Annotated in this window: 17 protein-coding genes; 13 read left to right on the top strand and 4 right to left on the bottom strand. The window is 62.5% G+C overall.

The annotated features are described in order from the left end of the window. Positions 1-1,740 carry a serine hydrolase domain-containing protein gene (locus CSQ91_RS02670; RefSeq protein WP_180278324.1) on the top strand — a complete coding sequence of 580 codons (1,740 nt, stop codon included), beginning with the start codon at positions 1-3 and terminating at the stop codon, positions 1,738-1,740. A gap of 242 nt (positions 1,741-1,982) precedes the next feature. On the opposite strand, the gene CSQ91_RS02665 is transcribed toward CSQ91_RS02670, so the two are convergent. The 3 genes from CSQ91_RS02665 to CSQ91_RS02655 form a co-directional block, all read right to left on the bottom strand. Beyond that, complete coding sequence (locus CSQ91_RS02665) at positions 1,983-3,629, bottom strand: methyl-accepting chemotaxis protein (RefSeq protein WP_099387304.1); 1,647 nt, start codon at positions 3,627-3,629, stop codon at positions 1,983-1,985. A gap of 79 nt (positions 3,630-3,708) precedes the next feature. Next, complete coding sequence (locus CSQ91_RS02660) at positions 3,709-4,830, bottom strand: patatin-like phospholipase family protein (protein ID WP_070259166.1); 1,122 nt, start codon at positions 4,828-4,830, stop codon at positions 3,709-3,711. Positions 4,831-5,143: 313 nt separating this feature from the next. Continuing rightward, positions 5,144-6,070 (bottom strand): LysR family transcriptional regulator, encoded by a 927-nt coding sequence (locus CSQ91_RS02655; RefSeq protein WP_099387303.1) that lies wholly within the window; start codon positions 6,068-6,070, stop codon positions 5,144-5,146. A 123-nt stretch (positions 6,071-6,193) separates the two neighbouring features. On the opposite strand from CSQ91_RS02655, the gene CSQ91_RS02650 reads away from it, so the two are divergent. The 12 genes from CSQ91_RS02650 to CSQ91_RS02595 all read left to right on the top strand — a co-directional run bounded on the left by CSQ91_RS02650 (position 6,194) and on the right by CSQ91_RS02595 (position 22,609). After that, positions 6,194-7,759, top strand: a complete 1,566-nt coding sequence (locus CSQ91_RS02650) for an MFS transporter (protein ID WP_099387302.1) — start codon at positions 6,194-6,196, stop codon at positions 7,757-7,759. Between the two features lie 238 nt (positions 7,760-7,997). Then, positions 7,998-9,215, top strand: a complete 1,218-nt coding sequence (locus CSQ91_RS02645; RefSeq protein ID WP_034783044.1) for a maltoporin — start codon at positions 7,998-8,000, stop codon at positions 9,213-9,215. A 312-nt stretch (positions 9,216-9,527) separates the two neighbouring features. Then, a complete protein-coding gene (locus CSQ91_RS02640) occupies positions 9,528-10,541 on the top strand; it encodes a substrate-binding domain-containing protein (protein WP_099387301.1) in 1,014 nt (337 codons plus the stop codon). 283 nt (positions 10,542-10,824) lie between these two features. Continuing rightward, positions 10,825-12,462 (top strand): alpha-amylase family glycosyl hydrolase, encoded by a 1,638-nt coding sequence (locus CSQ91_RS02635; RefSeq protein WP_099387300.1) that lies wholly within the window; start codon positions 10,825-10,827, stop codon positions 12,460-12,462. A 221-nt stretch (positions 12,463-12,683) separates the two neighbouring features. After that, a complete protein-coding gene (locus CSQ91_RS02630) occupies positions 12,684-13,769 on the top strand; it encodes an ABC transporter ATP-binding protein (RefSeq protein WP_099387299.1) in 1,086 nt (361 codons plus the stop codon). Between the two features lie 98 nt (positions 13,770-13,867). Further along, positions 13,868-15,088, top strand: coding sequence for a maltose/maltodextrin ABC transporter substrate-binding protein MalE (gene malE / locus CSQ91_RS02625; RefSeq protein ID WP_070259175.1), 1,221 nt, complete (start codon positions 13,868-13,870; stop codon positions 15,086-15,088). Positions 15,089-15,228: 140 nt separating this feature from the next. Beyond that, entirely contained in the window at positions 15,229-16,740 is a 1,512-nt protein-coding gene (gene malF, locus CSQ91_RS02620; protein WP_071653731.1) for a maltose ABC transporter permease MalF, read from the top strand. A 10-nt stretch (positions 16,741-16,750) separates the two neighbouring features. Further along, positions 16,751-17,641, top strand: a complete 891-nt coding sequence (malG, locus tag CSQ91_RS02615) for a maltose ABC transporter permease MalG (RefSeq protein ID WP_034783032.1) — start codon at positions 16,751-16,753, stop codon at positions 17,639-17,641. Beyond that, the gene (locus CSQ91_RS02610; protein WP_257217196.1) at positions 17,599-19,278 is read left to right on the top strand and encodes an alpha-amylase family glycosyl hydrolase; all 1,680 of its coding nucleotides are present in this window, start codon (positions 17,599-17,601) and stop codon (positions 19,276-19,278) included. The genes malG and CSQ91_RS02610 overlap by 43 nt, the downstream gene beginning before the upstream one ends. After that, positions 19,275-20,186, top strand: a complete 912-nt coding sequence (locus CSQ91_RS02605) for a carbohydrate kinase family protein (protein WP_099387297.1) — start codon at positions 19,275-19,277, stop codon at positions 20,184-20,186. Before CSQ91_RS02610 ends, CSQ91_RS02605 begins: the two co-directional genes overlap by 4 nt. Before the next feature lie 94 nt (positions 20,187-20,280). After that, positions 20,281-21,567 (top strand): O-acetylhomoserine aminocarboxypropyltransferase/cysteine synthase family protein, encoded by a 1,287-nt coding sequence (locus tag CSQ91_RS02600; protein ID WP_099387296.1) that lies wholly within the window; start codon positions 20,281-20,283, stop codon positions 21,565-21,567. A gap of 49 nt (positions 21,568-21,616) precedes the next feature. After that, positions 21,617-22,609: an AraC family transcriptional regulator gene (locus CSQ91_RS02595; protein WP_218963710.1), complete on the top strand. Its 993-nt coding sequence runs from the start codon at positions 21,617-21,619 to the stop codon at positions 22,607-22,609. Between the two features lie 18 nt (positions 22,610-22,627). On the opposite strand, the gene CSQ91_RS02590 is transcribed toward CSQ91_RS02595, so the two are convergent. Further along, on the bottom strand, positions 22,628-23,431 hold the full coding sequence (locus tag CSQ91_RS02590; protein WP_099388544.1) for an SDR family NAD(P)-dependent oxidoreductase: 804 nt from the start codon (positions 23,429-23,431) through the stop codon (positions 22,628-22,630). Positions 23,432-23,571 lie beyond the last annotated feature (140 nt).

The raw sequence follows: 23,571 nt of genomic DNA, 5'->3' as shown, positions 1-23,571 counted from the left end.
ATGAACATCCGAACTTTAAAAGCAGCATATTTCATGCTGGGACTCCTTGTATTGCTTCCGTTTTCGGCAAGCGCGAACAACGTCGCCGAATCAATTCCGATAGAGAAGTTCGATCAGATCGTCAGCGAACTCAATTCACCGAACAAGCCGGCATTTGCGGTCGCTATTTTCAAGAAAGAAAAGTTGATATATGAGAAATCTTTCGGAAGCGCTAATCTCGAATACAAGATTCCCGCCACGGTTAATACGAAATTCCAGATCGATACACTTGCCTGGGAATTTATCGCGTACGCCGTATTGAAGCTCGAAGGACAGGGCAAGATAAAATTAAATGACGATATCGGCGTGTATGTGCCGGGGTTGCCGGATTTCGGCAAGAAAATCACCGTCAATCATTTGCTGAGCTCGACCGATGGCTTGCACGGATACAAGGTCTTGAAGTCGCTGTCAGGCTGGGAGCCGGCAGGGGCCGAACAGCACAATACCATCCTGGAACTCGTGAAAAGCCAAAAGAAATTGAACTTCAAACCCGGCGACGTCTTTTCGCCGGGCGGCGATACACGGCTGATACTGCTGGCGAAGATCGTCGAAGTCGCATCGGGCAAACCATTCGACGAGTATTGCAAAAATAATATTTTTACACCGCTCGGCATGACGAACACGGCGTTCCTCTACGGCGACGTGCCGCCGGAAAACACGGCCGTGCCGTATCGCGATGACGGCAAAGGCGCCTATAAAATCGACTATGGCAGCGGAAACGTTCCAGGCCCCGTCAATCTTTACAGCTCGATCCGCGACCTCGCGATCTGGCGCTCCGCCATCTTATCCGACGCGCTCGGTGGGAACGCGCTGGCCACTAAACTCAATGCACCGATTAAGCTTGATAGCCGCGAAATCATCAAGGATATCGCCAGCATTTCGACATACGGACAGCAACACGCCGGCAAGGAACGGGGCATTGCAAAGATTTACCAGATAGGCAGTTTTGGCGGATACGCGAGCTCGATTTTCCGTTTTCCCGATCAGGAAATCACTGCCGTCGTATTGAGTTCCGGCCTGGCGTACAACGGAATGTACGGCATGCGGATTGCCGCCACGATGTTGGAAAATCACTTCCTCGAGCCTGAAACCATCGATTATTCCAAGATAGAAAGCGTGAAGCTGAGCCGTGCGCAGAGTCAGAAATACGAAGGCGTGTACTGGAGCCGTGAACGGGCGCTTGCTGCGAGGGTGCACGTTAAAAATGATGTCTTGTATTACACGCGGACGGAAGCCGATGGCCGCGTACTGATCCCGTTAAGCGATTCGACCTTCCAAATGAAAATTGACGGCGACGATCATTATTTTATTAAATTCGTCGATAAGAAAGGAAAAATGGATATGCACTTCAGCATGGGGGAAAGCGATCCCATTGTTTTTGAACCGTATAAGGCAGTTTCCTACGCAGAAAATGAACTGGCCAAGTTCACGGGAACGTTTTACAGCGAAGAGCTCAATTCCTCTTTCGTTTTTGTCGTCAATAGCGGCCAGCTTACGGCCAACAATGTGCGTGTGGGCTCCGTCACCTTTAAGCCCGTTAAGATCGATGTATTTTCCGGCAATAAATCTTTCATGGGCGGTATTCAATTCAACCGTAATAGCAGAAATCAAATTATCGGATTTCAGGTTGTCGTCGACGAGGTACGGAATCTGGAATTCAAGAAGATGCGCATCGACGATAGCCTAGTTTGCGAGACTTGACTGGGGCGCGCTTGGGAAAGTACTGATCAATTCAATCTCCAGCGATTTCAAGGCGAGGTAACTGACTCACGCGCGCGAAAGGTAGACTCCCTGACGAGCACGGAGCCGGGCGGCGCCTGCACCGTCGCCGCCCCTGCCAGCCCGGCAACTTGACTGACATTCGCCCCAGATGCCGAACATCAACGCTCCCCATTGGACAGCGCCACCACCAAAACCCCGGCATACCGGGGCAGTCACAAGGTTCAAGCGCGGGTACTGCGGCCAGGCAGCGCCAGGCGCCGGCTGGCTGAGGCTGAAGCCGGGGCCGGCAAGCCACCCGCCACTTTCAGCGCTTTGCCCTGGGCGTCGCCACGCAGGCGGAACACGGCCACCACGTCGACCAGTTCCACGGCGCGATCCTGCAGCGACGACGCGGCGGCGGCCGCCTCTTCCACGAGGGCTGCGTTTTGCTGGGTGACCTGGTCCATTTGCGAAATGGCCTGGTTCACCTGCTCGATGCCGGCGCTCTGCTCGTGGCTGGCGTTGGCGATGTCGCCCATGATGTCCGTCACGCGGCGGATGCTGGCGACGATTTCTTCCATCGTCGCGCCCGCCTGGTCGACCAGCGCGCTGCCCGTGTTGACCTTGTCCACGGAATCCTCGATCAAGCCCTTGATTTCCTTGGCCGCCGCGGCCGAACGCTGCGCCAGGTTGCGCACTTCCGTGGCCACCACGGCAAAGCCCCGCCCCTGCTCGCCTGCGCGCGCTGCTTCCACGGCCGCGTTCAGCGCCAGAATGTTGGTTTGGAAGGCAATGCCATCGATCACGCCGATAATGTCGGCGATCTTCTTCGCCGATTCGTTGATCGAACCCATCGTACCCACCACTTGCGCCACCACGGCGCCGCCCTTGCGGGCCACGTCCGAAGCGGACACGGCCAGCGAGTTCGCCTGGCGCGCATTGTCCGTATTCTGGCGTACGGCCGAGGTCAGCTCTTCCAGGCTGGATGCCGTTTCTTCCAGGGAAGACGCCTGCTGTTCGGTGCGCACGGACAAGTCCGCGTTGCCGGCGGAAATTTGCGCAGCCGCCACGCTGACCGTATCGGCCGAGGCGCGCACGGTGGCGATCACGCCGACGATGCGTTCCAGAAACTTGTTGAAGGCGGTAGCCGTGCGGCCCACTTCATCCATGCGCTCGACGGGCATGGCGGCGGACAGGTCCAGCGAAGCGCTGACACGCTCCAGCGTGTGTTCGATATTGCCCAGGCCGCCGCTGATAGTGCGGTAGATATGCCAAGCCAGCGCCCCCGTCAGCAACACGGCCACGCCCAGCACGGCCAGCATGGTGTTGAACGCCGTGTCGTAGGCGGCCAGGCTTTCTGCTTTCACGTCATCGACCAGCTTGTTGTTGTAGGCGATATGGTCATCCATGCTTTTCTTGGCGGCGGCGGCCGTGATGGCCAGCGGCGTGCCGGCCAGCAAGGTGGCGCGTACGCCATCCATGTCGCCCGCGTAGGCGGCGGCAAAGAATGGCGCCAGCGCGCGGCGGTAGGCTTCCATCGCGGCCTGGTCGGCGTCGAGCATCTTGCTGTCCGTCGCGTCATACAGGCGCTCGGCACGGTAGGTGGCGATGACCTTGTCGAAATTCGTGTTGGCATCGGCTACGGCCTTGTCCAGCGCCGTCTTGTCGGCCAGGTTCGAGAATACGGACAGGCGGTAGCCGGCCAGGCGCGAGTCGGCCAGGAAACCCTTGGCCGCATTCAAGCCCTGGATGCTGGGAATGATACGGTTTTGCACGGTATCAAAACGCTCCTGGGCGCGCTGCAGCTGGATGGCGCCGCCGGCGCCCAGCAATAGCAGGGCCAGCAAGGCGATGGTCAGGGTCAGAATTAATTGCTTGGTGATATTCATGGTGTGTCACAGTAAAAAGGTAGCCTGGCAAGGCCAGGCAGGATAAGTAGCTGCCGATCAGGTGGCCGGGGATCGGTTGCTAGGCCGCCAGCGGGGAAGCCTCGGGCGCGCGGCGCAGCAAATCGCCATGCTGGCGGCAAAACGCCAGGCCCGCCTTGTGGCCCACGTCGAACAGCAACTGCATGTTCGAACTGGACCAGTCCAGCGTATCGGGCCAGTGCTGCTCCGGGATGCCGCCCATCAAGTCGAGCTTGAGCAGGCGCCGCTTGGGCTGGCCCGTGCGCGCATCCGTGTTGTGTTCGAGTTCGAACAGGCGCAACTCGCTCTTGGAAATCTTGACCAGCGGCGTGATGATGGAGCGCACCCAGGCGTCGTACAGGTTGCGCGGCTTGCGCAGCAGTCGCTCGTCGCCGAGGATGTCGAGGATGACCAGCGTATCGGCGTCATGGTGCTCACCCTTGCCTTCGATGAACGGGTCGAAGTTCAGCGTATCGAGCGCCGCGCCTTCGATGTAGTCGTCGCCAGCGATGGTCGTGGGCGCATACAGGAAGGGAAACGACAACGCGGCGCGCACGTGGATAGCTTCGATCTCGTGCTTGCCCCAGATTTGCATGCGGTGCTCGCTGAGGTTGTAGGCATTGATGTAGAAATCGGGGCGCATGCGGGCCACGCCCGAGAAATCCACGGCTTTTTCCAGGAAGGGCAAGTGCGCGCACAGGCCCAGGCTTTTCGCCGACAGGTCCGATGGCGACAGCGACGACACCATCAGCTTGCCCCAGTCCGACCAGGCCGTGGGCACGCCCGCAAACGTTTGCTGGAAGGCTTGAAAAAAAGGATTGTTGGCCGGCGGCTGGAATGCGTCGCGGAAAGTACTCGCATGCATGCCCGGCTTCTGGAATACCTTGTAGTTGATCGGAATCATCTTGTAGATGCTGTCGGCCACGCCCGTGTCGGCCCAGCTTTGCAAGGCCTGGCGCGGCGTGGCCTCGTGCGGCGTCGTGTAAAGCAAGCCCATCAACACGCCGGCGCCCGAGGCGGAAATGACGTCGAACTCGATGCCCTCGTCAAGGAAAGCAGCCAGGGCGCCGGCGATCAAGGTGGAATTTGGTGCGCCGCCACCCAGCAGCAAACCCGTTTTGCGGGCCGGTTTCGCTGTCGTGGCTGGCGCCGGATCCTGCGGCGTCGTAGTGACTGTCTTCATGCACACTCCCTGAACGGAACGGGGTTACCATCCCTTAATTGTTGGTTACTACACGCTTATGGCGCCTAATCCTGCACATGTTCCCGCAAGCGACCAGCCGATGCAATGTTGCAGAAACAGATATGAAATTAACATAAATAAATTCCTTATGGCAATTTCCATAACGAATGACGGGTATTCAGGAAGGCCATAAGTTGATGCCGTGCGGCATGGCGTGATGCGGCGCAGCAAATATAAATCCAGCGGCGTTAGGAATAATCGTTTTGGGGTAGGAATATTCCCCAAGCAGCCGCCAGCGCGGCGGCCAGGGCCATCAAAGGGATGATGCAGGGTCGGGAGGGGGCGGAGAAAAATGCAGGTGGGTACACAAATGGTCAACAAAGACGCGAATTTTAGGTGACAGGTGACGGCTCGACGGCCACAGCACCCAGAACTTGCTCGAGTACAGCAGACAATCGGCCAGCACGGCTTGCAGTTCGCCGCGCGCGATAGCGTCGCGCACGATAAAGTCAGGCAGGTAAGCCAGGCCCACGCCCTGCGTGGCGGCGCCGATCAAGGCCTCGATATTGTTGCAAGTCAAGGCGGTCGGCAAGCGCAACTCGCCGCCGCTGTCACCGTCGGCGCGCTGCAGCGCCCATTCCTGCAGCTTGCCCGTGGTGGGAAACTTATAGCGCACGCAGGCGTGCCCTTCCAGCGCGCATGGCGTGGCCGGCACGCCGTGACGGGCGAAATATGCGGGAGAGCCCACGATGGCAAAAGCAAACGGCCCCAGCTCGCGCGCCATCAGCCGCGAATCGGTCAAGGTGCCGCTGCGCACGGCCACGTCGACGCCTTCGGCCACCACGTCGACCAGGCGGTCGTTGAAATCGAGGTCGAGCTCGATCTCCGGGTACCGCCGCGTAAACTCGGCCAGCAGGGGCAGGATGATGCGGTAGCCGATCACGGGCAGGCTGACGCGCAGCTTGCCGCGCGGCGCCTCGGCCAGGTGCGACAGTTCCGCCTCGGCATCACCGAGGTCGGCCAGGATGCGCTGGCAGCGTTCGTAAAACAGCGCACCCTCGTTGCTCAGGCTGATGCGCCGCGTGCTGCGGTTGAGCAGGCGCACGCCCAGCTTTTCTTCCAGCCGCGCCACGCTTTTGCCCACGGCCGAGGCCGACACGCCGAGCAACCGCCCGGCCGCCACATAACTGCGCGTTTCCGCCGCGCGCACGAAGGCGGCAATGCCATTCAGATTATCCATGCCATCTCGCCATCTCGCCATCTCGATTAGGGAATATTTGTCCGTTATGAGTGGATTTTCAGCCACTTTTTCATTGATTACGCCCATATTATCATCGGATTCCCTCTTTATGGAATCATTCCCATGGATACGAATCTTCCCGCGCAAGCTCCGGACCAAGCTACTGCACGGCGCACGCTGGTGCTGGCCGCCGTCTGCCTGGCCGCGCTGTGCATGCCGCTCAGTTTTACGGGACCGGCCATCGCCATTCCCGCCATCGCCGCCGACTTGCACGGCACGCCGCTGGCGCTGGCATGGATCACGAATGCCTTCATGCTCAGCTTTGGCGGCTGCCTGATGGTGGCCGGCGCCCTGGCCGACCGCTATGGCCGCAAGCGCGTGTTCTTGCTGGGCATGGGCGTGTTTTCCGCCGCCGCGCTGGCACTGGCGGCCGCGCCCGGCATCCTGTGGCTCGACGTGCTGCGCGCCGTCCAGGGCCTGGGCTGCGCCATGGCCCTGTCGAGCGGACTGGCGGCCCTGGCACAGGAATTCGACGGTCCCGCCCGCGCGCGCGCCTTCAGCCTGATCGGCACGGCCTTCGGCGTGGGCCTGGCCTTCGGCCCCTTCCTGGCAGGCACCTTGATCACGCACACGGGCTGGCGCGCCATTTTTGTCGCCACTGCCGCGGCCGGCCTGGCCGCCCTGCTGGCCGCCGCGCGCGCCATGCGCGAATCGCGCGATCCGCAGGCGCAGGGCGTCGACTGGCCCGGCGCCCTGACGTTTACAGGCGCATTGTCACTGTTTACGTATGGCTTGCTGCAGGCGCCCGACAGCGGCTGGGGCAGTGCCGCCAGCCTGGGACTGCTCGGCGGCGCGGCCTTGCTGCTGGGCGCATTCATCCGCGTGGAGCGGCGCGCGGCGCGGCCCATGCTGGACTTGACCCTGTTCCGCCTGCCTGCTTTTGCTGGCGTACAACTGCTGGCGGCAGCGCCCGCGTTTTCCTTTGTCGTACTGCTGGTACTGCTGCCGGCCCGCTTCATCGGCATCGAAGGCTACAGCGCGCTGGAAGCGGGACGCATGATGATCGCCCTGTCGGCGCCCATGCTGGTGCTGCCGATCCTGGCCGGCATGGCGGCGCAGCGCATTGCCGCCGCCCACATTTGCGCCAGCGGCCTGCTGCTGGCGGCGGGCGGCTTGCTGTGGCTCTCCACTTGCGCGCCAGGGCAAGCGCCCGCTACCTTGATCGGGCCGCTGCTGCTGATCGGCTGCGGCATCAGCCTGCCCTGGGGCTTGATGGATGGCCTGGCCATCAGCGTCGTGCCCGTCGAGCGGGCCGGCATGGCGGCCGGCATCTTCAATACGACGCGCGTGGCGGGCGAAGGCCTGGCGCTGGCCATCGTCAGCGCGCTGCTGGGTACGCTCTCCGTCGCGGCGCTGGTCAGTACCGGCAGCGGCGCGGAGCAGGCGGCGCATGCCGGCCCCTTCCTGGCGCTGGGCGAGCTGCGCCATGCGGGCGCGTTGCTGCCACACGCTCCCGCCGCCGAGCTGGCGCAAGCGTATGGCACGGCCTTCCGCCACCTGCTATATGTGCTGGCCAGTATCACGACAGCGTCGGCCCTGTTGATCCTCGCCTTCCTGCGCCATCCGGCGAATGCGGCCGATGCCGCACGGGACACAGCCGCCCTGCCCGCCTGCAAGGCGCCAAACTAAGCCGCCCGGCTTTCCCGCGGCAACCATTCCCTGCCCCGCCATACCCGGCGGCGCCCACGCGCCGCCGCCCGCCTTTGATGTTTCTCTGCAACACCTCAAAAGTTTTCAAGAACAAAACGAGTTTACTTTTCAAAGCGCTTTGAACTATACTCAAAGCGCTTTGAAACATAGTTAAAGCGCTTTGGTTGTGCAAATTGATGCGCGCCGATCCCACACCTATAAAAACACTGGAGACACAATGAACAAATTTTTCTTGAAAGCGTTGCCAGCGGCAGTGCTGATGGCCTTGAGTGCGTCGGCCCAGGCCGCCCTGCCGATCGACTTCGGCGGCTATATCCGCTCGGGCTTCGGCACCAGCAGCGAAGGCGGCAAGGAAGCGTGTTTCGGCCTGGCCGGCGCCTCGTCCAAGTATCGTCTGGGCAATGAGTGCGAAACCTACGGCGAGCTGAAATTCGGCGGCGAAGCCTTCAAGGCTGCCAACGGCACCACCTTCCGCATCAATACCCTGGTGGCGTTTTCCGTCAATCAGAACCAGGATTGGGAGCAATCGGACCCGTCGTGGCGCGAAATGAACGTGGTCGCCGACAAGATCGGCACGGGCGCCTTCGCCGAAGCGCGCGCCTGGGTCGGCAAGCGCTATTACGACCGCCAGGACGTGCACATCACCGATTACTACTTCTGGAATAACAGCGGCCCTGGCGCCGGCCTGGAAAACATCGACCTGGGCGCCGCCAAGCTGGCCTACGCCGTCGTGCGCACGGCCGATGACGGCGACAGCAAGCGCATGGGCCTGTCCCACGACCTGCGCTTCTCCGGCATCAAGGTCAACCCCGATGGCGAACTGACCTTGGGCCTGCAATTCAACCAGAAACGCAATGCGCAAGGCGCGGCCCCCATCGCCAGCGGCCACTTGCTGACCATCATGCATACGCAAGGCAATCTGCTGGGCGGCTTCAACAAGGTGGCATTGCAGTATGGCAAAGGCAGCGCCGCCAACACGGGCGGCTTCAGCCTGGGCGCCGGCAAGGATGACAAGGTCGTGCGTCTGACGGAACAGATCATGATCCAGCCCAAAGGCGCCTGGTCGGGCATGGGCACCTTCGTCTACGAAGACAAGGAAACGGCAGGCGTGAGCAGCAAGTGGACATCGATCGGCGCGCGCCCCGTCTACCACTTCACGGACAACTACAGCCTGGCCGTGGAACTGGGCCACGACATCGTCAAGCCGGAAGGCGGCGAAAGCCGCAACCTGACCAAGCTGACCTTCGCACCGCAACTGTCGGCCGGCAACAGCTTCTGGTCGCGCCCCGTGCTGCGCGCCTTCTACACCTACGCCAAATGGAACAAGGCAGCCCAGTCGGCCGCCGCCGCCGAATCGGCGCTGTCGTCGACGGGCGTGTTCGGTGGCAAGACCAACGGCAGCTCCGTCGGTTTCCAAGTGGAATCCTGGTGGTAATAGCAGGCCGCTAGAACGTTGGCAAGCGTCCACGGACGCTTGCCGGTGGCAGCAACACCGCCCGCTTATCCAGGGGCAAGTAATATCCGGACCCACCATTTCGCCGCTGCACGCGATGGCCGGCAGCTTCAATGTAGTGATTCAGCAGTATCCTCTTTTAGCGCGGGCGCCCCTGGGTTTGCCCGCGTATTTTTTTGGGCGCTGCCGCCGCTTGTCATACCCCTGATCATTCCGGCATTTATCAGATAAACTACCCGTCATCGCACCGCATCGCTCCCGACCCACCCTGGATAGACCCCAACTGCAGCATCCATGAACCTCAAAAATCTCGCCAAAACGCTAGGAATATCCGAAACCACCGTCAGCCGCGCCTTGAATGGCTATCCGGAAGTGAGCGAACGCACACGCGAGCGGGTGCTGGCCGCCGCGCAGGCGGCCGGCTACCGTCCCAATCCCATGGCGCGCAGCCTGGCCGTGGGACGCACGAATATCGTCGGCATCATCTACCCGCTGATGCCGAACGACCTGGCCGACCCCATGTTCATCGAAATCGTGGGCGGCATGTCGGAAGCGCTGGAAGCCCAGCAGATGGACATGATGATCGCGCCCGCCTCGGCCGGCAACGAATTCCACACCTATGAACGCATGGTCAAGGGCCGCCGCATCGATGGCCTGGTTGTCGGACGCACGAAACCGTTCGACGAGCGCATCGCCTACCTGGCGCAGCAGGGCATGCCCTTTGTCGCCCATGGCCGCACCCAGCTGAACCAGCCGCACGCGTGGTTCGACTACGATAATGAGGCGGGCATGCGCCTGGCCGTCGAGCGCCTGGCGCAGCTGGGCCACCAGCGCATCGGCCTGATCAGCGCCACACCGGACCTGAACTTCGTGCGCCAGCGCGTCGAGAGTTTCCAGCACGCCATGCAGGCGGGCGGCCTGGCCGTCGACCCGGACAACCTGGTCGACAATGCGCACGACCGCCGCGCCGGCTACCAGGCCATGCAGCGCCTGCTGGCCCGCTCGCCCCGCCCCACGGCCGTCATCGTCGACAATCACATGTCGGGCGTGGGCGCCGTGCGCGCCCTGCTCGACGCGGGCATCGCCATCGGCAGCGAAATGTCGCTGATCGTCTGGGGCGTGATGGAGGATTCCCTGGCCGGCCACAACGTCACCACCGTCGTCCAGCCCGACCCGCGCGGCGCCGGCGCGAAGATGATCCACATGCTGCTGGCCCTGATGGATGGCACGCCCGTCACCGACTTGCAGGAACTGTGGCCGTGCGAACTGCTGCCGGGCGAGTCGGCAGGGCCCGTAATACACGCATGATTTAGCCCTAGAGCAAACTACTGGGGTCGGACCCTCAGGGTCCGACCCCAGCCTCCGCTTGGGGTTTCGTAGAACTCCCTCTTCCGCTCTGCTTTGCCTTCCTGAATCACCCTCATAAAAAAATCGTATGTCTGGCGCGTGTATCGCTTTACTTTTCAAAGCGCTTTGAACTATACTCATTTCATACCCAAAGCGCTTTGAATTTTAAAATAAGACGTTCGCCTACCAACCAGCAGCGCTGCCCTGATAGCCACGGCTACAGGCAACTTTTAAGAAATCATTCATGCCGACCATCCAGAACAATCTCGCCCACCTGCCCGCCGACTGGTGGCGCAGCGCCGTCATCTACCAGGTATATCCACGCAGCTTCCTCGACAGCAATGGCGACGGCATCGGCGACTTGCCTGGCATCACCTCCAAGCTCGATTACATCGCCGCCCTGGGCGCCGACATCGTCTGGATCTCGCCCTTCTTCACGTCGCCGATGAAGGACTTCGGCTACGACGTGGCCGACTTCTGCGACGTCGACCCCATGTTTGGCACCCTGGCCGATTTCGACCGCCTGGTGGCGCGCGCCCATGAACTGGGCTTGAAAGTGATGATCGACCAGGTGCTGTCGCACTCGTCCGACAACCACCCGTGGTTCGTGGAAAGCCGCTCCAGCCGCGACAATGCCAAGGCCGACTGGTATGTGTGGGCCGACCAGAAGCCGGACGGCACGGCGCCGAACAACTGGCTGTCCGTGTTCGGCGGTTCCGCCTGGCAATGGGAGCCGCGCCGCGGCCAGTATTACCTGCACGATTTCCTCGCCAGCCAGCCCGACCTGAATTTCCACAATCCCGCCGTGCAGCAGGCCCAGCTGGACAATCTGCGTTTCTGGCTCGAGCGCGGCGTCGATGGCTTCCGCTTCGATTCCTGCAACTTCCCGTATCACGACCAGCTGCTGCGCGACAATCCGCCAGCCGTGCAGCGCGATGCGAGCAGCGTGTCGGCCATCAACCCGTACGGCATGCAGGCGCACGTGTACGACAAGACGCAGCCGGAAAACATCGCCTACCTGCAGCGCGTGCGCGCCGTGCTCGATGAATACCAGGCCATTTCCATCGGCGAAGTGGGCGACGACAATGCGCTGGCCACCATGGCTGCCTACACGGGCGCCGACAAGCTGCACATGGCCTACAGTTTCAACTTGCTGACGGCGGAGTTTTCGGCCGCGCACATCCGCACCCAGGTGGAAGAGTTCGAAGCCCAAGTGGCCGATGGCTGGGCTTCCTGGTCCGTGGGCAACCACGACAGCGTGCGCGTCATGACGCGCTGGGGTGGCGAAAACCCGTCGCCATCGCTGGCCAAGGTGGTGCTGGCCGTGCAGGCCGCGCTGAAAGGCACGCCTTGCCTGTACCAGGGCGACGAGCTGGCCCTGACGGAAGCGAACATTCCTTTCGAGGCGCTGCAAGACCCGTACGGCATCCCGTTCTGGCCCCAGTTCAAGGGCCGCGACGGCTGCCGCACGCCGATGCCGTGGGTGGCCGATGCGCCGCATGGCGGCTTCAGCAATGCCAAACCTTGGCTGCCCGTGCCGCCCGAGCATCTGGCGCGCGCCGTTGATGTCGAAGAAAACGATGCCGCTTCACCATTGCAGTTTGCGCAGAATATCCTCGCCTGGCGCCGCACCCTGCCGCAATTGCTGCGCGGCGATATCGTCTTCTTCGATGCGCCGGAACCCGTGCTGGCCCTGCGCCGCGACTTGCCCGGCCAACCGTCCGTGCTGGCCGCCTTCAACCTGGGCACGCAAGCGGTCACTTTCGCCTGGCCCGATGCGGCGCCAGCGGCCGACCTGGCCGGTCACGGCTTGCCGGGTAGCAAAGATGGCCAGCAGCTCAGCTTGCCTGCGCATGGCGGCTGGTTCGGCACCCTGGCGTAAATCGCAGGCTTTGGCGGCCATGCCGCCAATTACAATAACGAGCCCCGCGCATCAGCGGGGCCGAACAACAGCGTATCAGTGCCTGGCAAAATCGTAGCGAGCGGATGAAAGTTGTGGCTGAGAAGCGCAGCTGTGCGAATGCACAGTGAGCATCGCCAGCCGCAAGTTCGACGCGCAGTAGATTTGGCCAGGCACATTCAGTGAGATTGAGGACGACAGACATGGCTGGACTGAAGTTAACAGGCCTGAAGAAGGCATATGGCGACGTGCAAACCCTGCACGGCATCGACCTGGAGATCGCCGATGGCGAATTCATGGTGTTCGTAGGACCGTCGGGTTGCGGCAAATCCACCTTGCTGCGCAGTATTTGCGGCCTGGAAGAGATCAGCGGCGGCGATTTATTCATCGGCAAGACCCGCATGAACGACGTGCCGCCCGCCAAGCGCGGCATCGCCATGGTGTTCCAGAGCTACGCCTTGTACCCGCACATGAGCGTGGCGCAGAACATGGCGTTTGGCTTGAAACTGGCCGGCATGAGCAAGGTGCAGATCGCCGACGCCGTGCAACGCGCCGCGCAAATCCTGCGCATCGAACCTTTGCTGGAACGCAAACCGAAGGACTTGTCGGGCGGCCAGCGCCAGCGCGTGGCCATCGGCCGCGCCATCGTGCGCAAGCCCGACGTCTTCCTGTTCGACGAACCGCTGTCCAACCTCGACGCTTCGCTGCGCGTGCAGATGCGCATCGAACTGGCGAACTTGCACCGCGAATTGCGCTCGACAATGATTTACGTCACGCATGACCAGGTCGAAGCGATGACCCTGGCCGACCGCATCGTCGTGCTCAACGCGGGCCGCATCGAACAGGTGGGCGCGCCGCTGGAGCTGTACCACCATCCCGCCAACCTGTTCGTGGCCGGCTTCCTCGGTTCGCCCCGCATGAACTTCCTCAAAGGCAAGATCCACAGCTATGCCGATGGCGTGGCCACCATCGCCACCAACGCGGGCGGCATGCTGCAGGCCGTCCTGACGCAGCCGCTGGCCAGCGGCACCCCCGTCACCGTCGGCGCGCGTCCCGAGCACGTGCAAGCATGCGCGCCCGGCGCCATTGCCGCTATCACGGCCACCGTGCAGGCGGTGGAAAAACTGGGCGACATCAGCTATCTGTATGTGCAGGTACCGGGCGGCGACGAGCCGCTGGTGGTGCGCGCCGATGCGGAAACGGACTGGGCCATTGGCCAATCCGTGGCGTTGCAAGTGGCGCCCGCCCGCGTTCACGTGTTCGACGAGCATGGCCAGACCCGTACCTGATTCCGAATTTAAAGGGCCAGGCGCTACAGGCGCCGCCTGGCCTGGTTGTATCGTCTCAGCCTTGATACTTAACATAAAAAAAGACACTGGAGATTGACATGTCCTTCACACACGCGAAACGCAGCTTCATCAAAACCACCCTGATCGCCGCCGCCCTGGCCGGCATCGGCAACCTGGCCGCCGTCAGCATGGCAAACGCGGCCGAAGCAGGCACCCTCTTGATCTGGATCAATGGCGACAAGGGCTACAAGGGCCTGGCCAAGGTCGGCGAGGAATTCACCAAGAAAACGGGCGTCAAGGTCGTCGTCGAGCATCCGGAAGATGCGCCAAACAAATTCCAGCAAGCGGCGGCCGCCGGCAAGGGTCCGGACATTTGGATCTGGCCGCATGACCGCATCGGCACCTGGATCGACGCCGGCTTGCTGCAACCATTGACGCCAAGCAAGGAAGCGCGCGCCGCCATCCTGCCGCTGGCCTGGAATGCCTTCACGGTGGGCGGCAAGACCTGGGGCTACCCGATCTCCATCGAAGCCGTCGCCCTCGTCTACAACAAGGACCTGGTGCCGACGCCACCAAAAACCTTCGAGGAAATCGCCGCGCTGGACAAGAAATTGTCCGCTCAGGGCAAGAAAGCCATCCTGTGGGATTACACGAACACCTATTTCACGTGGCCTTTGCTGGGCGCGGGCGGCGGCTTTCCGTTTGAAGTCAAGGCCGACGGCCGCTACGATGCAGCCAAGACGGGCGTGAACAATGCCGGTTCGCAAGCGGGCGTGAATGCGCTGATGACCCTGATCAACAGCGGCGCCATGCCGAAGGGCGCGGGCTACGCGGAAATGGAAGCCGGTTTCAACCAGGGCAAGATCGCCATGATGATCAACGGCCCATGGTCGTGGGACAATGCGCGCAAGTCGAAGATCAACTTCGGCGTGGCAACGATCCCTACCGTGGCAGGCAAGACGGCCACCCCGTTCGTGGGCGTGCTGGGCGCGATGATTTCCAAGGCTAGCCCGAACAAGGACCTGGCCACGGAATTCCTGGAAAACCAGATGCTGCAGATCAATGGCCTGAAAACCATCAACGCCGACGTCCCGCTGGGCACGCCAGCGAACAAGGTGCTGTTCGCGGAATTGAAAGCCAATCCGAACATCCAGGCGACGATGGAAAGCGCGCAAGCGGGCCGCCCGATGCCGAACAACCCGGAAATGGGCCGCTTCTGGTCGTCGATGCAATCGGCGCTGGAAAACATCACGCAAGGCCGCCAGACGACCAAGGATGGCCTGGATGCGGCGGCGAAGCGGATTACGACCGCCAATTAAGCAGGTCAAGGCGTAGGTCGGATTAGGCCCGAAGGGCCGTAATCCGACACCAGCAGCCAACAATGTTGTCGGATTACGCGGCATAGCCGCTAATCCGACCTACGCCATCTCGTATCACTCCATCTTCACAGGTATCCATCGTGCGCAAGTTTATCGGCCCTACGGTATTGACCATCAGCATGGCGCTGGGTCTGTATCTGCTCTTCATGTTGTACATTTCCGGCCAGACCATGCTGGCCGCCGTTTTCCTCGGCTTGCTGACCCTGACGACGTTTGTCTTCACGTCGCCGCGCGCCTATGCCTACCGCTATCTGTTTCCCGGCATTACGGCGGTCATCGTCTTCGTGCTGCTGCCGATGGTGTACACGGTGTCGATCGGCTTTACCAATTTCAGTTCGCGCAACCTGCTCACGTATGAGCGGGCCACGCAATACCTGCTCGACGAGACGCAGCGCGTGGAAAGCGCCGGCTATGCCATGACCGTGCATGCCGACAACAAGGAATACCGCCTGCGCCTGGAAAGCCCGGACACGGGCGAAGTGCTCTTGACGCAGCCGCTGGCCCTCAAGCGCGCCGTCCCCCTGAACGTGGAAGTGGCGCCGCTGGATCCCGTGCAGGCGCCCGTGCTGGCCCCGCCGCTGCCCATCAAGGACATCATCGCCCTGCAAAAGGACTTGAAGCTGCTCACCCTGGTCATGCCGAACAAGATCGAGCTGCGCATGGTGGGCTTGCGCGAATTCGGCCCCGTCGCGCATGTCTACAAACAACTGCCCGACAAGACCCTGAAGAAAATCGCCACGGGCGAGCTCGTGACACCGAACTTCAAGACGGGCTTTTATGAAATGCCGGACGGTACCAAGCTGGAACCGGGCTTCAAGGTCAATGTCGGCTTCGCCAACTTCGTGAAGATTTTCTCCGATGAAGCGTTCCGCGGCCCCTTCCTGCGCATTTTCGTCTGGACCATCGTTTTCGCCCTGATCAGCGTGGCCACGACGACGGGCCTGGGCATGGTGCTGGCTGTGCTCTTGAACTGGGATGCGCTGCGCTTCCGCGGCCTGTACCGCACCCTGCTGTTCCTGCCGTACGCCGTGCCGGGTTTTATCTCCATCCTGGTCTTCAAAGGTTTGTTCAACAATAACTTCGGCGAAATCAACCTCGTGCTCGACGCCCTGTTCGGCATCAAGCCCGCCTGGTTCTCGGACACCACGCTGGCCAAGGCCATGATTTTGATCGTCAACACCTGGCTCGGCTACCCCTACATGATGGTGGTGTGCATGGGCTTGATCAAGGCGATCCCGTCGGACCTGTACGAAGCCTCGGCCCTGGCCGGCGCGGGACCGCTGACGAATTTCTTCAAGATCACGCTGCCATTGATCATCAAGCCACTGACGCCGCTGATGGTGGCCAGCCTGGGTTTTAACTTCAATAACTTTGTACTGATCAGCTTGCTGACGGGCGGGCGTCCCGATTTCCTCGACACCACCTTGCCGGCCGGCACGACGGACTTGCTCGTGTCCTACACCTACCGCATCGCGTTCGAGGATTCCGGCCAGAACTTTGGCCTGGCCGCCGCCATCTCGACCCTGATCTTCTTCCTCGTGGCCGCGATTTCGCTGGTCAATATGCGCCTGACGCGCATGAACAAAGCATAAAGGACAGCATATGGCTATCGTTGTCGACCGTTCCAACCGCTGGCGCATCCTGGCGGCCCACGTCGCCGTGATCGCGCTGATCGCGCTGGTGATGTTCCCCTTCCTGATGATCTTGTCGATCTCTTTGCGCCCTGGCAACTTCGCCTCGGGCAGCCTGATACCGCCCGAGATCAGCTTCGAGCACTGGCGCCTGGCGCTGGGCATGTCTTACCAGGCGCCCAATGGCGCCCTGGTCGAACCGGATTTCCCCGTGCTGCTGTGGCTGTGGAATTCCATCAAGGTGGCCAGCATGAGCGCCACCGTCACCGTGCTGCTGTCGACCACCTGCGCGTACGCATTCGCGCGCATGCAGTTCCGCTTCAAGTCGCAAACCCTGTCCGCGCTGATGCTGCTGCAGATGTTCCCCGCCGTGCTGGCCCTGGTGGCCATCTACGCCATCTTCGATGTGCTGGGCAGCTACGTGCCGTGGCTGGGCATCGACCACCACGGCAGCCTGGTGCTGGCCTACACGGGCGGCATCGCCCTGCATATCTGGACCATCAAGGGCTACTATCAAACCATCCCCATCGAAATCGAGGAAGCGGCCAAGGTCGACGGCGCCACGCAATGGCAAGCGTTCATCTACGTGCTGCTGCCGATGACGGTGCCCATCCTGATGGTGGTATTCCTGCTGTCGTTCATCGGCGCCATCATCGAATACCCGATCGCCTCCGTGCTGCTGCATGAACAGAACAACCTGACCCTGGCCGTCGGCTCGAAACTGTTCCTGTACGAGCAAAAATACCTGTGGGGCGACTTCGCCGCGGCAGCCATTTTGTCCGGCCTGCCCATCACGGCCGTATTCCTGCTGGCGCAGAAATGGATGATCTCCGGCCTGACGGCTGGCGGCGTGAAGGGCTGACCATGCGCCGCGCCCTGACTACGCTGGCCGCCCTGTTACTCAGCGCTTCGGCGCAGGCAGGGAGCTTTGCGGACAACCCCATCGTCTACTTCGCCGTAACGGACCGTTTTTCCAACGGCAATCCCGGCAACGACCACAGTTATGGCCGCGCCGCCGACCCGCAAGGCGGCGATGTGGGCAGCTTTCACGGCGGCGACATCGCCGGCATCACGCAGCAGCTCAAAGCCGGCTACTTCCGCGACCTGGGCGTCAACGCCCTGTGGATCACGGCGCCGTACGAGCAGATCCACGGCTGGGTGGTGGGCGGCAAGCAGCAGTTCCAGCACTACGCCTACCACGGCTACTGGGCACTCGACTACACGACCATGGATGCCAACATGGGCACGCGCGAGGAACTGCGCGAGATGATCGATACAGCCCATGCGCAAGGCATCCGCGTGCTGTTCGACGTGGTGCTGAACCATCCCGGCTACGCGGACCTGCGTACCCTGTCCGAATACAAGGTGCCGGTCCTGTGGCCAGGCCATGAGCAGGCCGTGCTGCGCGACTATCACAGCTTCATCGACTACAACAACTTCGAATTCAAGCAGTGGTGGGGTCCGGACTGGGTGCGCGCCGGCTTGCCCGGCTACGCCGACGGCGGCAAGGATGATTTCACCATGCAGCTGGCCTACCTGCCCGACTTCCGCACGGAGAGCGGCAAGGCCGTGGGCTTGCCGCCGATTTTGCAGCGCAAGGCCGACACGCGCGCCGTGGCCCTGCCCGATGCGACTGTCCGCACTTACCTTGTCAACTGGCTGGCCGACTGGGTGCGCGAATTCGGCGTCGACGGCTTCAGGGCCGACACCGTCAAGCACGTGGAGCCGGCAAGCTGGCTGGCCCTGCGCGCGGCGGCCACCGATGCCCTCAAGGATTGGAAGGCGCGCCATCCGCAGCAAAAGATCGATGACGCGCCGTTCTGGATGACGGGCGAAGCGTGGGGCCACGGCCCCGAGCGCAGCAGCTGGCATGACGCCGGTTTCGATTCGATGATCAATTTCGACTTTCAAAGCCGCGCTGGCGGCGACTGGAAAAGCATCGATGGCGTCTACCGCCAGTACGCGGGCTTGCTGGGCAAGGGCCAGGGCCCCCGCTACGACATCCTGTCGTATATCTCGTCGCACGACACCAGCCTGTTCCCGCGCGACCGGCTGAAACATGGCTTGTCCGCCCTGCTGCTGGCGCCGGGCGGCGTGCAGCTGTTCTATGGCGATGAAAGCGCGCGCCAGCCTGGCGCGGCGCCCATCGGCGACGAACAGCAGGCCACCCGCTCCGACATGAACTGGAGCTCGATGGATGGGGCCACCCTCGCGCATGCGCGCAAGCTGGGCCAGTTCCGGCTGCGCCACCCTGCCCTGGCGCGCGGCGAACACCGCTTCATCGACGACAAGCCGTACGCATTCGCCCGCGTGACGGATGGCGACGCCATCATCGCCGTGCCCGAGGCGCAAGGCCCGCTCGAACTGAAAGTGCACGGCGTGTTCGCCGACGGCACCAGTCTGTGCGACGCTTACACGAATCAAACCTATATCGTAAAAAACGGCACCGTCGCGGTGAACGCGGCCGGCACCGTCCTGCTGGAGAAAGCTGCACCATGAGTACCTATGACATTTTAGTGGTCGGCGGCGCCGGCATCGACACGATCGTGCGCGTCCCCGACCTGCAATTGCCCGTCGCCGACTCGCTGCACGTGCCGCCCATCCACGACTACGTGGCGCACACGGGCAATGGCGTGGCGCTGGGCTGCCATGCGCTGGGATTGCGCTGCAAGTTCATCGACTTCATCGGCGACGATGCGCAGGGCGCGGCCATCCTGCAGCGCTATAAGGAAGCCAGGCTCGATTTTTCACACCTTGTCGAACCCTCGGGCACGCGGCGCAGCGTCAACCTGGTCGACCCGCAAGGGCGCCGGCTGTCGCTGTACGACGGCCGCCATCCGGAAGACGTGCGCATGCCGGCCGCTTTTTATCTTCCCTACCTGGGCCCGGCGCGCCATGCGCACTTTTCCATCATGGGCTGGGTGGCCGAGCTGTTTGACGATGCGCAAGTGTGCGGCACCACGGTGTCGACGGACTTGCACGACTGGGATGGCGTCAACCCGCACCACAAGGTCTTTGCGCTGCGCGCCGACCTGGTCTTCCTCAGCACGGCCGCGCTGGGCGAGCGTACGGAGTCCGTCATGCGCGCCATTATCTCGGAAGGCCGCGCGCAGGCCGTCATCGCCATGGCGGGCGCGGATGGCGCCTATCTGCTGGAACGGGGCGGCGAGACCGTGCGTTACACGCCGACGGCAGGCTTGAAACTGCCCGTGGTGGACACCAATGGCGCCGGCGACTCGTTCGTGGCGGCCTTCCTGCATGCCTGGCTGGCCGGCGCGGGCCTGGACGATGCCATGCGCCGCGGCGCCATCGGCGGCGCATTTGCCTGCGCGCAGAACGGCACGCATGAACGGTTCATCGGGCTGGCAGAGCTGCATGACTTATATCAAGACAGCACTAGCTTATGAATTAAAATTCTATCAAGCGTAGCAACCAGCTAACGGGCGCATGGCACAATGGCTGCGGATTTCACCACCGCATACCATAGCAACCGGAGACCACATGAGAATCGAAACCCTGGCCGTGCACGCCGGCTACACCCCCGACCCGACCACCAAGGCCGCCGCCGTCCCCATTTACCAGACGGTGGCCTACGCCTTCGACAATGCCCAGCATGGCGCCGACCTGTTCGACCTCAAGGTCGCCGGCAATATCTACACGCGCATCATGAACCCCACGCAGGACGTGCTGGAAAAACGGGTCGCGGCGCTGGAAGGCGGCGTGGCCGCTCTGGCCGTGGCGTCGGGCATGGCGGCGATCACCTATGCGATCCAGACCATCGCCGAAGCGGGCGACAATTTCATCTCCGCCAGCCAGCTGTATGGCGGCACCTACAACCTGTTTGCCCACACCCTGCCACAGATCGGCATCGAAGTGCGCTTCGCCGACGCGCGCCAGCCCGAGACCTTCGCCGCCCTGGTCGACGCGCGCACCAAGGCCATCTTCTGCGAATCAATCGGCAACCCGCTGGGCAATGTCACCGATGTAGCGAAACTGGCCGAGATCGCGCATGCGCACGGCATCCCGCTGATCGTCGATAACACGGTGCCGAGTCCCTATCTGTTCCGTCCCATCGAGCATGGCGCCGATATCGTCGTGCACTCGCTGACCAAATACCTGGGCGGCCACGGCACCACCGTGGGCGGCGCCATCGTCGACAGCGGCAAGTTCCCGTGGGCCGAACACAAGGAACGCTTCAAGCGCCTGAACGAACCGGACGTGTCGTATCACGGCGTCGTCTACACGGAAGCGTTCGGACCCGCCGCCTTCATCGGCCGCGCCAGGGTCGTCCCTCTGCGCAATATGGGCGCGGCCATCTCGCCACTCTCCGCCTTCCAGCTGATCCAGGGCATCGAGACGCTGGCCCTGCGCATGGACCGCATTTGCGACAACACGCTGGCCCTGGCCAGGCACCTGAAACAGCATCCAAAAGTCGCATGGGTCAATTACGCGGGCCTGGAAGACCACCCGGACCACGCGCTGGTGAAGAAATACATGAATGGCCGCGCCTCGGGCATTTTATCGTTCGGCCTGAAACTGGCGGCTGGTGAGGATCCACGCGCGGCCGGCGCCCGCGTGCTCGACGCCCTGCAACTGTTCACGCGCCTGGTCAACATCGGCGACGCCAAGTCGCTGGCCACGCACCCTGCCTCCACCACGCACCGCCAGCTCAATCCCGAAGAACTGGCGAAGGCAGGCGTGTCGGAAGACATGCTGCGCCTGTCCGTCGGCATCGAGCATATCGACGACTTGCGCGAAGACCTGGAGCAAGCCTTGAACGCGGCGTAAGCCTCTTTTCCACGCCGCCCGGAGGGGACTTCATGCCATAATCGGCGGCATGTCTTCCCCTCCTACTCCCCCTGAGCAGCCGACATCCGGCCATTTCCGCGCCGAATACGCGCGGCGCATGAATGCCGTGCTTGACCATATCGACCGCCACCTCGACACGCCGCTGGACCTGGCCCAGCTGGCCGACGTCGCGCATTTTTCACGTTTCCACTTTCACCGCGTATTCGCCGCCTGGATGGGCGAGACGCTGGGCGGCTATGCGCGCCGCCGGCGCCTGGAAACGGCCGCCCTGCGGCTGGCCTGCCGCCCCGACGAAACGATACTGGACATCGCGCTGGCGACGGGCTTCGGTTCCGGCGAAGCGTTTGCGCGCGCCTTCAAGCTGAAATTCGGCTGCACGCCAACGGCCTGGCGCGCCGGCATCGCCGCAAAAAACGCTGCCATGCTCGCAGCCATGCGCCTGCACCGGCAAGATAGCAATCCGGATCAGGCCATGCGCAATCCTGGTCAGGAAAACGGGCCGAACTTCCAGCACCATGGGCACTCCAATCCACTTCATAGAGAGAGTCCCATGCAAGTCACCATCCTCGACCTGCCGCCCGCCACGGTGGCGTGCCAGCGCCATATCGGCCCCTACGGTCCCGCCATCGGCGCCTTCTGGCGCGACACCATCGCGCCATGGATGCAGTCGCACGGCCTGGGCGACGCGACGTGCTACGGCATCGGCCATGACGATCCCAGCATCACGCCGCCAGACAAATGCCGCTACGACGCCTGCGTCACCGTGCCCGATGCGTTCCAGTCGGGCGGCCGGGCCAGCATCACCACCCTGCCGGGCGGGCGCTATGCGGTGGCGCAATTCAAGGGACCATCCAGCGCCATTGCCGAAACATGGACGCGAATGACGCGCGAATGGCTGCCGGCCAGCGGCCTGCAGTGGGATGAGCGCCCGTGCTTCGAGCGCTTTTCCGCGGCCACGGCGCTGGACCCAGCCACCGGCGAATTCTCCTGCGACATCTGCATCCCCGTGCGGCCCCTGTAGCTTCCTCTTTCGCGTGTATCAGCCCGCGATACCATAACGCGATGCCGGCTTGCCGCGCATCGCGCCTGCGAACAGGGCCAGGCGGGCAGAGTCAAACTGCTGCCACAAGGCCTGGTCTTCGACGGAAGGCAGGGTCACCAGTTCGCCCTGATCCAGGCCCGCCAGCGCCGCATCGACACAGTCTTCGGCGCGCATGATGGTGGCCTGGTCCAGCTGCGCCAACGGCACGCCGCTCAATTCCCAGATTTCCGTCGCCGTCGATGCGGGCAGCACCAGCTGCACCACGATGCCCGTGCCGGCCAGCTCCTGCTGCAAGCCCCGCGTGAAATTCATCACATAGCCCTTGGTGGCGCTGTAGATCGTGCTGACGGGCAAGATGTGGAAGGACAGCACGGAGCCGATATTGATGATGGTGCCGCTGTTGCGCTGCTTGAACTGCGGCAGCACGGCGTAGCTCAACTCCGCCACGGCCGTCACGTTGACCTTGTCCATGGTGGCGATGCCCGCTTTCGGCGTATCGACGACGGGCGCCAGGGTCGAGGCGCCCGCATTATTGACCAGCATGGTGATGGCCGGATTGCTGGCCAGTTCATCGGCCACGCGCTGCAGGTCGGCCGGTGCGGACAGGTCCGCCGCCATGGCGCGCACGGACACGCCATACTTTTCCGCCAGCGACTTGGCCAGCACGCCCAGGCGTTCGACCCGGCGTGCCACCAGGATCAAATCGAAGCCACGGCTGGCCAGGCGGTCCGCATACACGGCGCCCAGGCCCGACGATGCGCCGGTGACGAGGGCCGTGCCTTGGGTAGTAACTGCATTCATGATCATTCCTTCTTCAATATAGGGGGTGGACTGGCTCCATCAAACATGACAACCATCATGCTTCAACACATTAAATATGACGGCCATCATGTTTAATGTGTTGAAGCATGACGAACATCATGTATGATGTCAACCATTAT

It is taken from the genome of Janthinobacterium sp. BJB301 (assembly GCF_002735685.1).
In the GTDB taxonomy this organism is placed as follows: Bacteria; Pseudomonadota; Gammaproteobacteria; order Burkholderiales; family Burkholderiaceae_D; genus Janthinobacterium; species Janthinobacterium lividum.
Note: the sequence above shows the minus strand (reverse complement) of the source record. Positions and strands in the feature narration are given on the sequence as shown.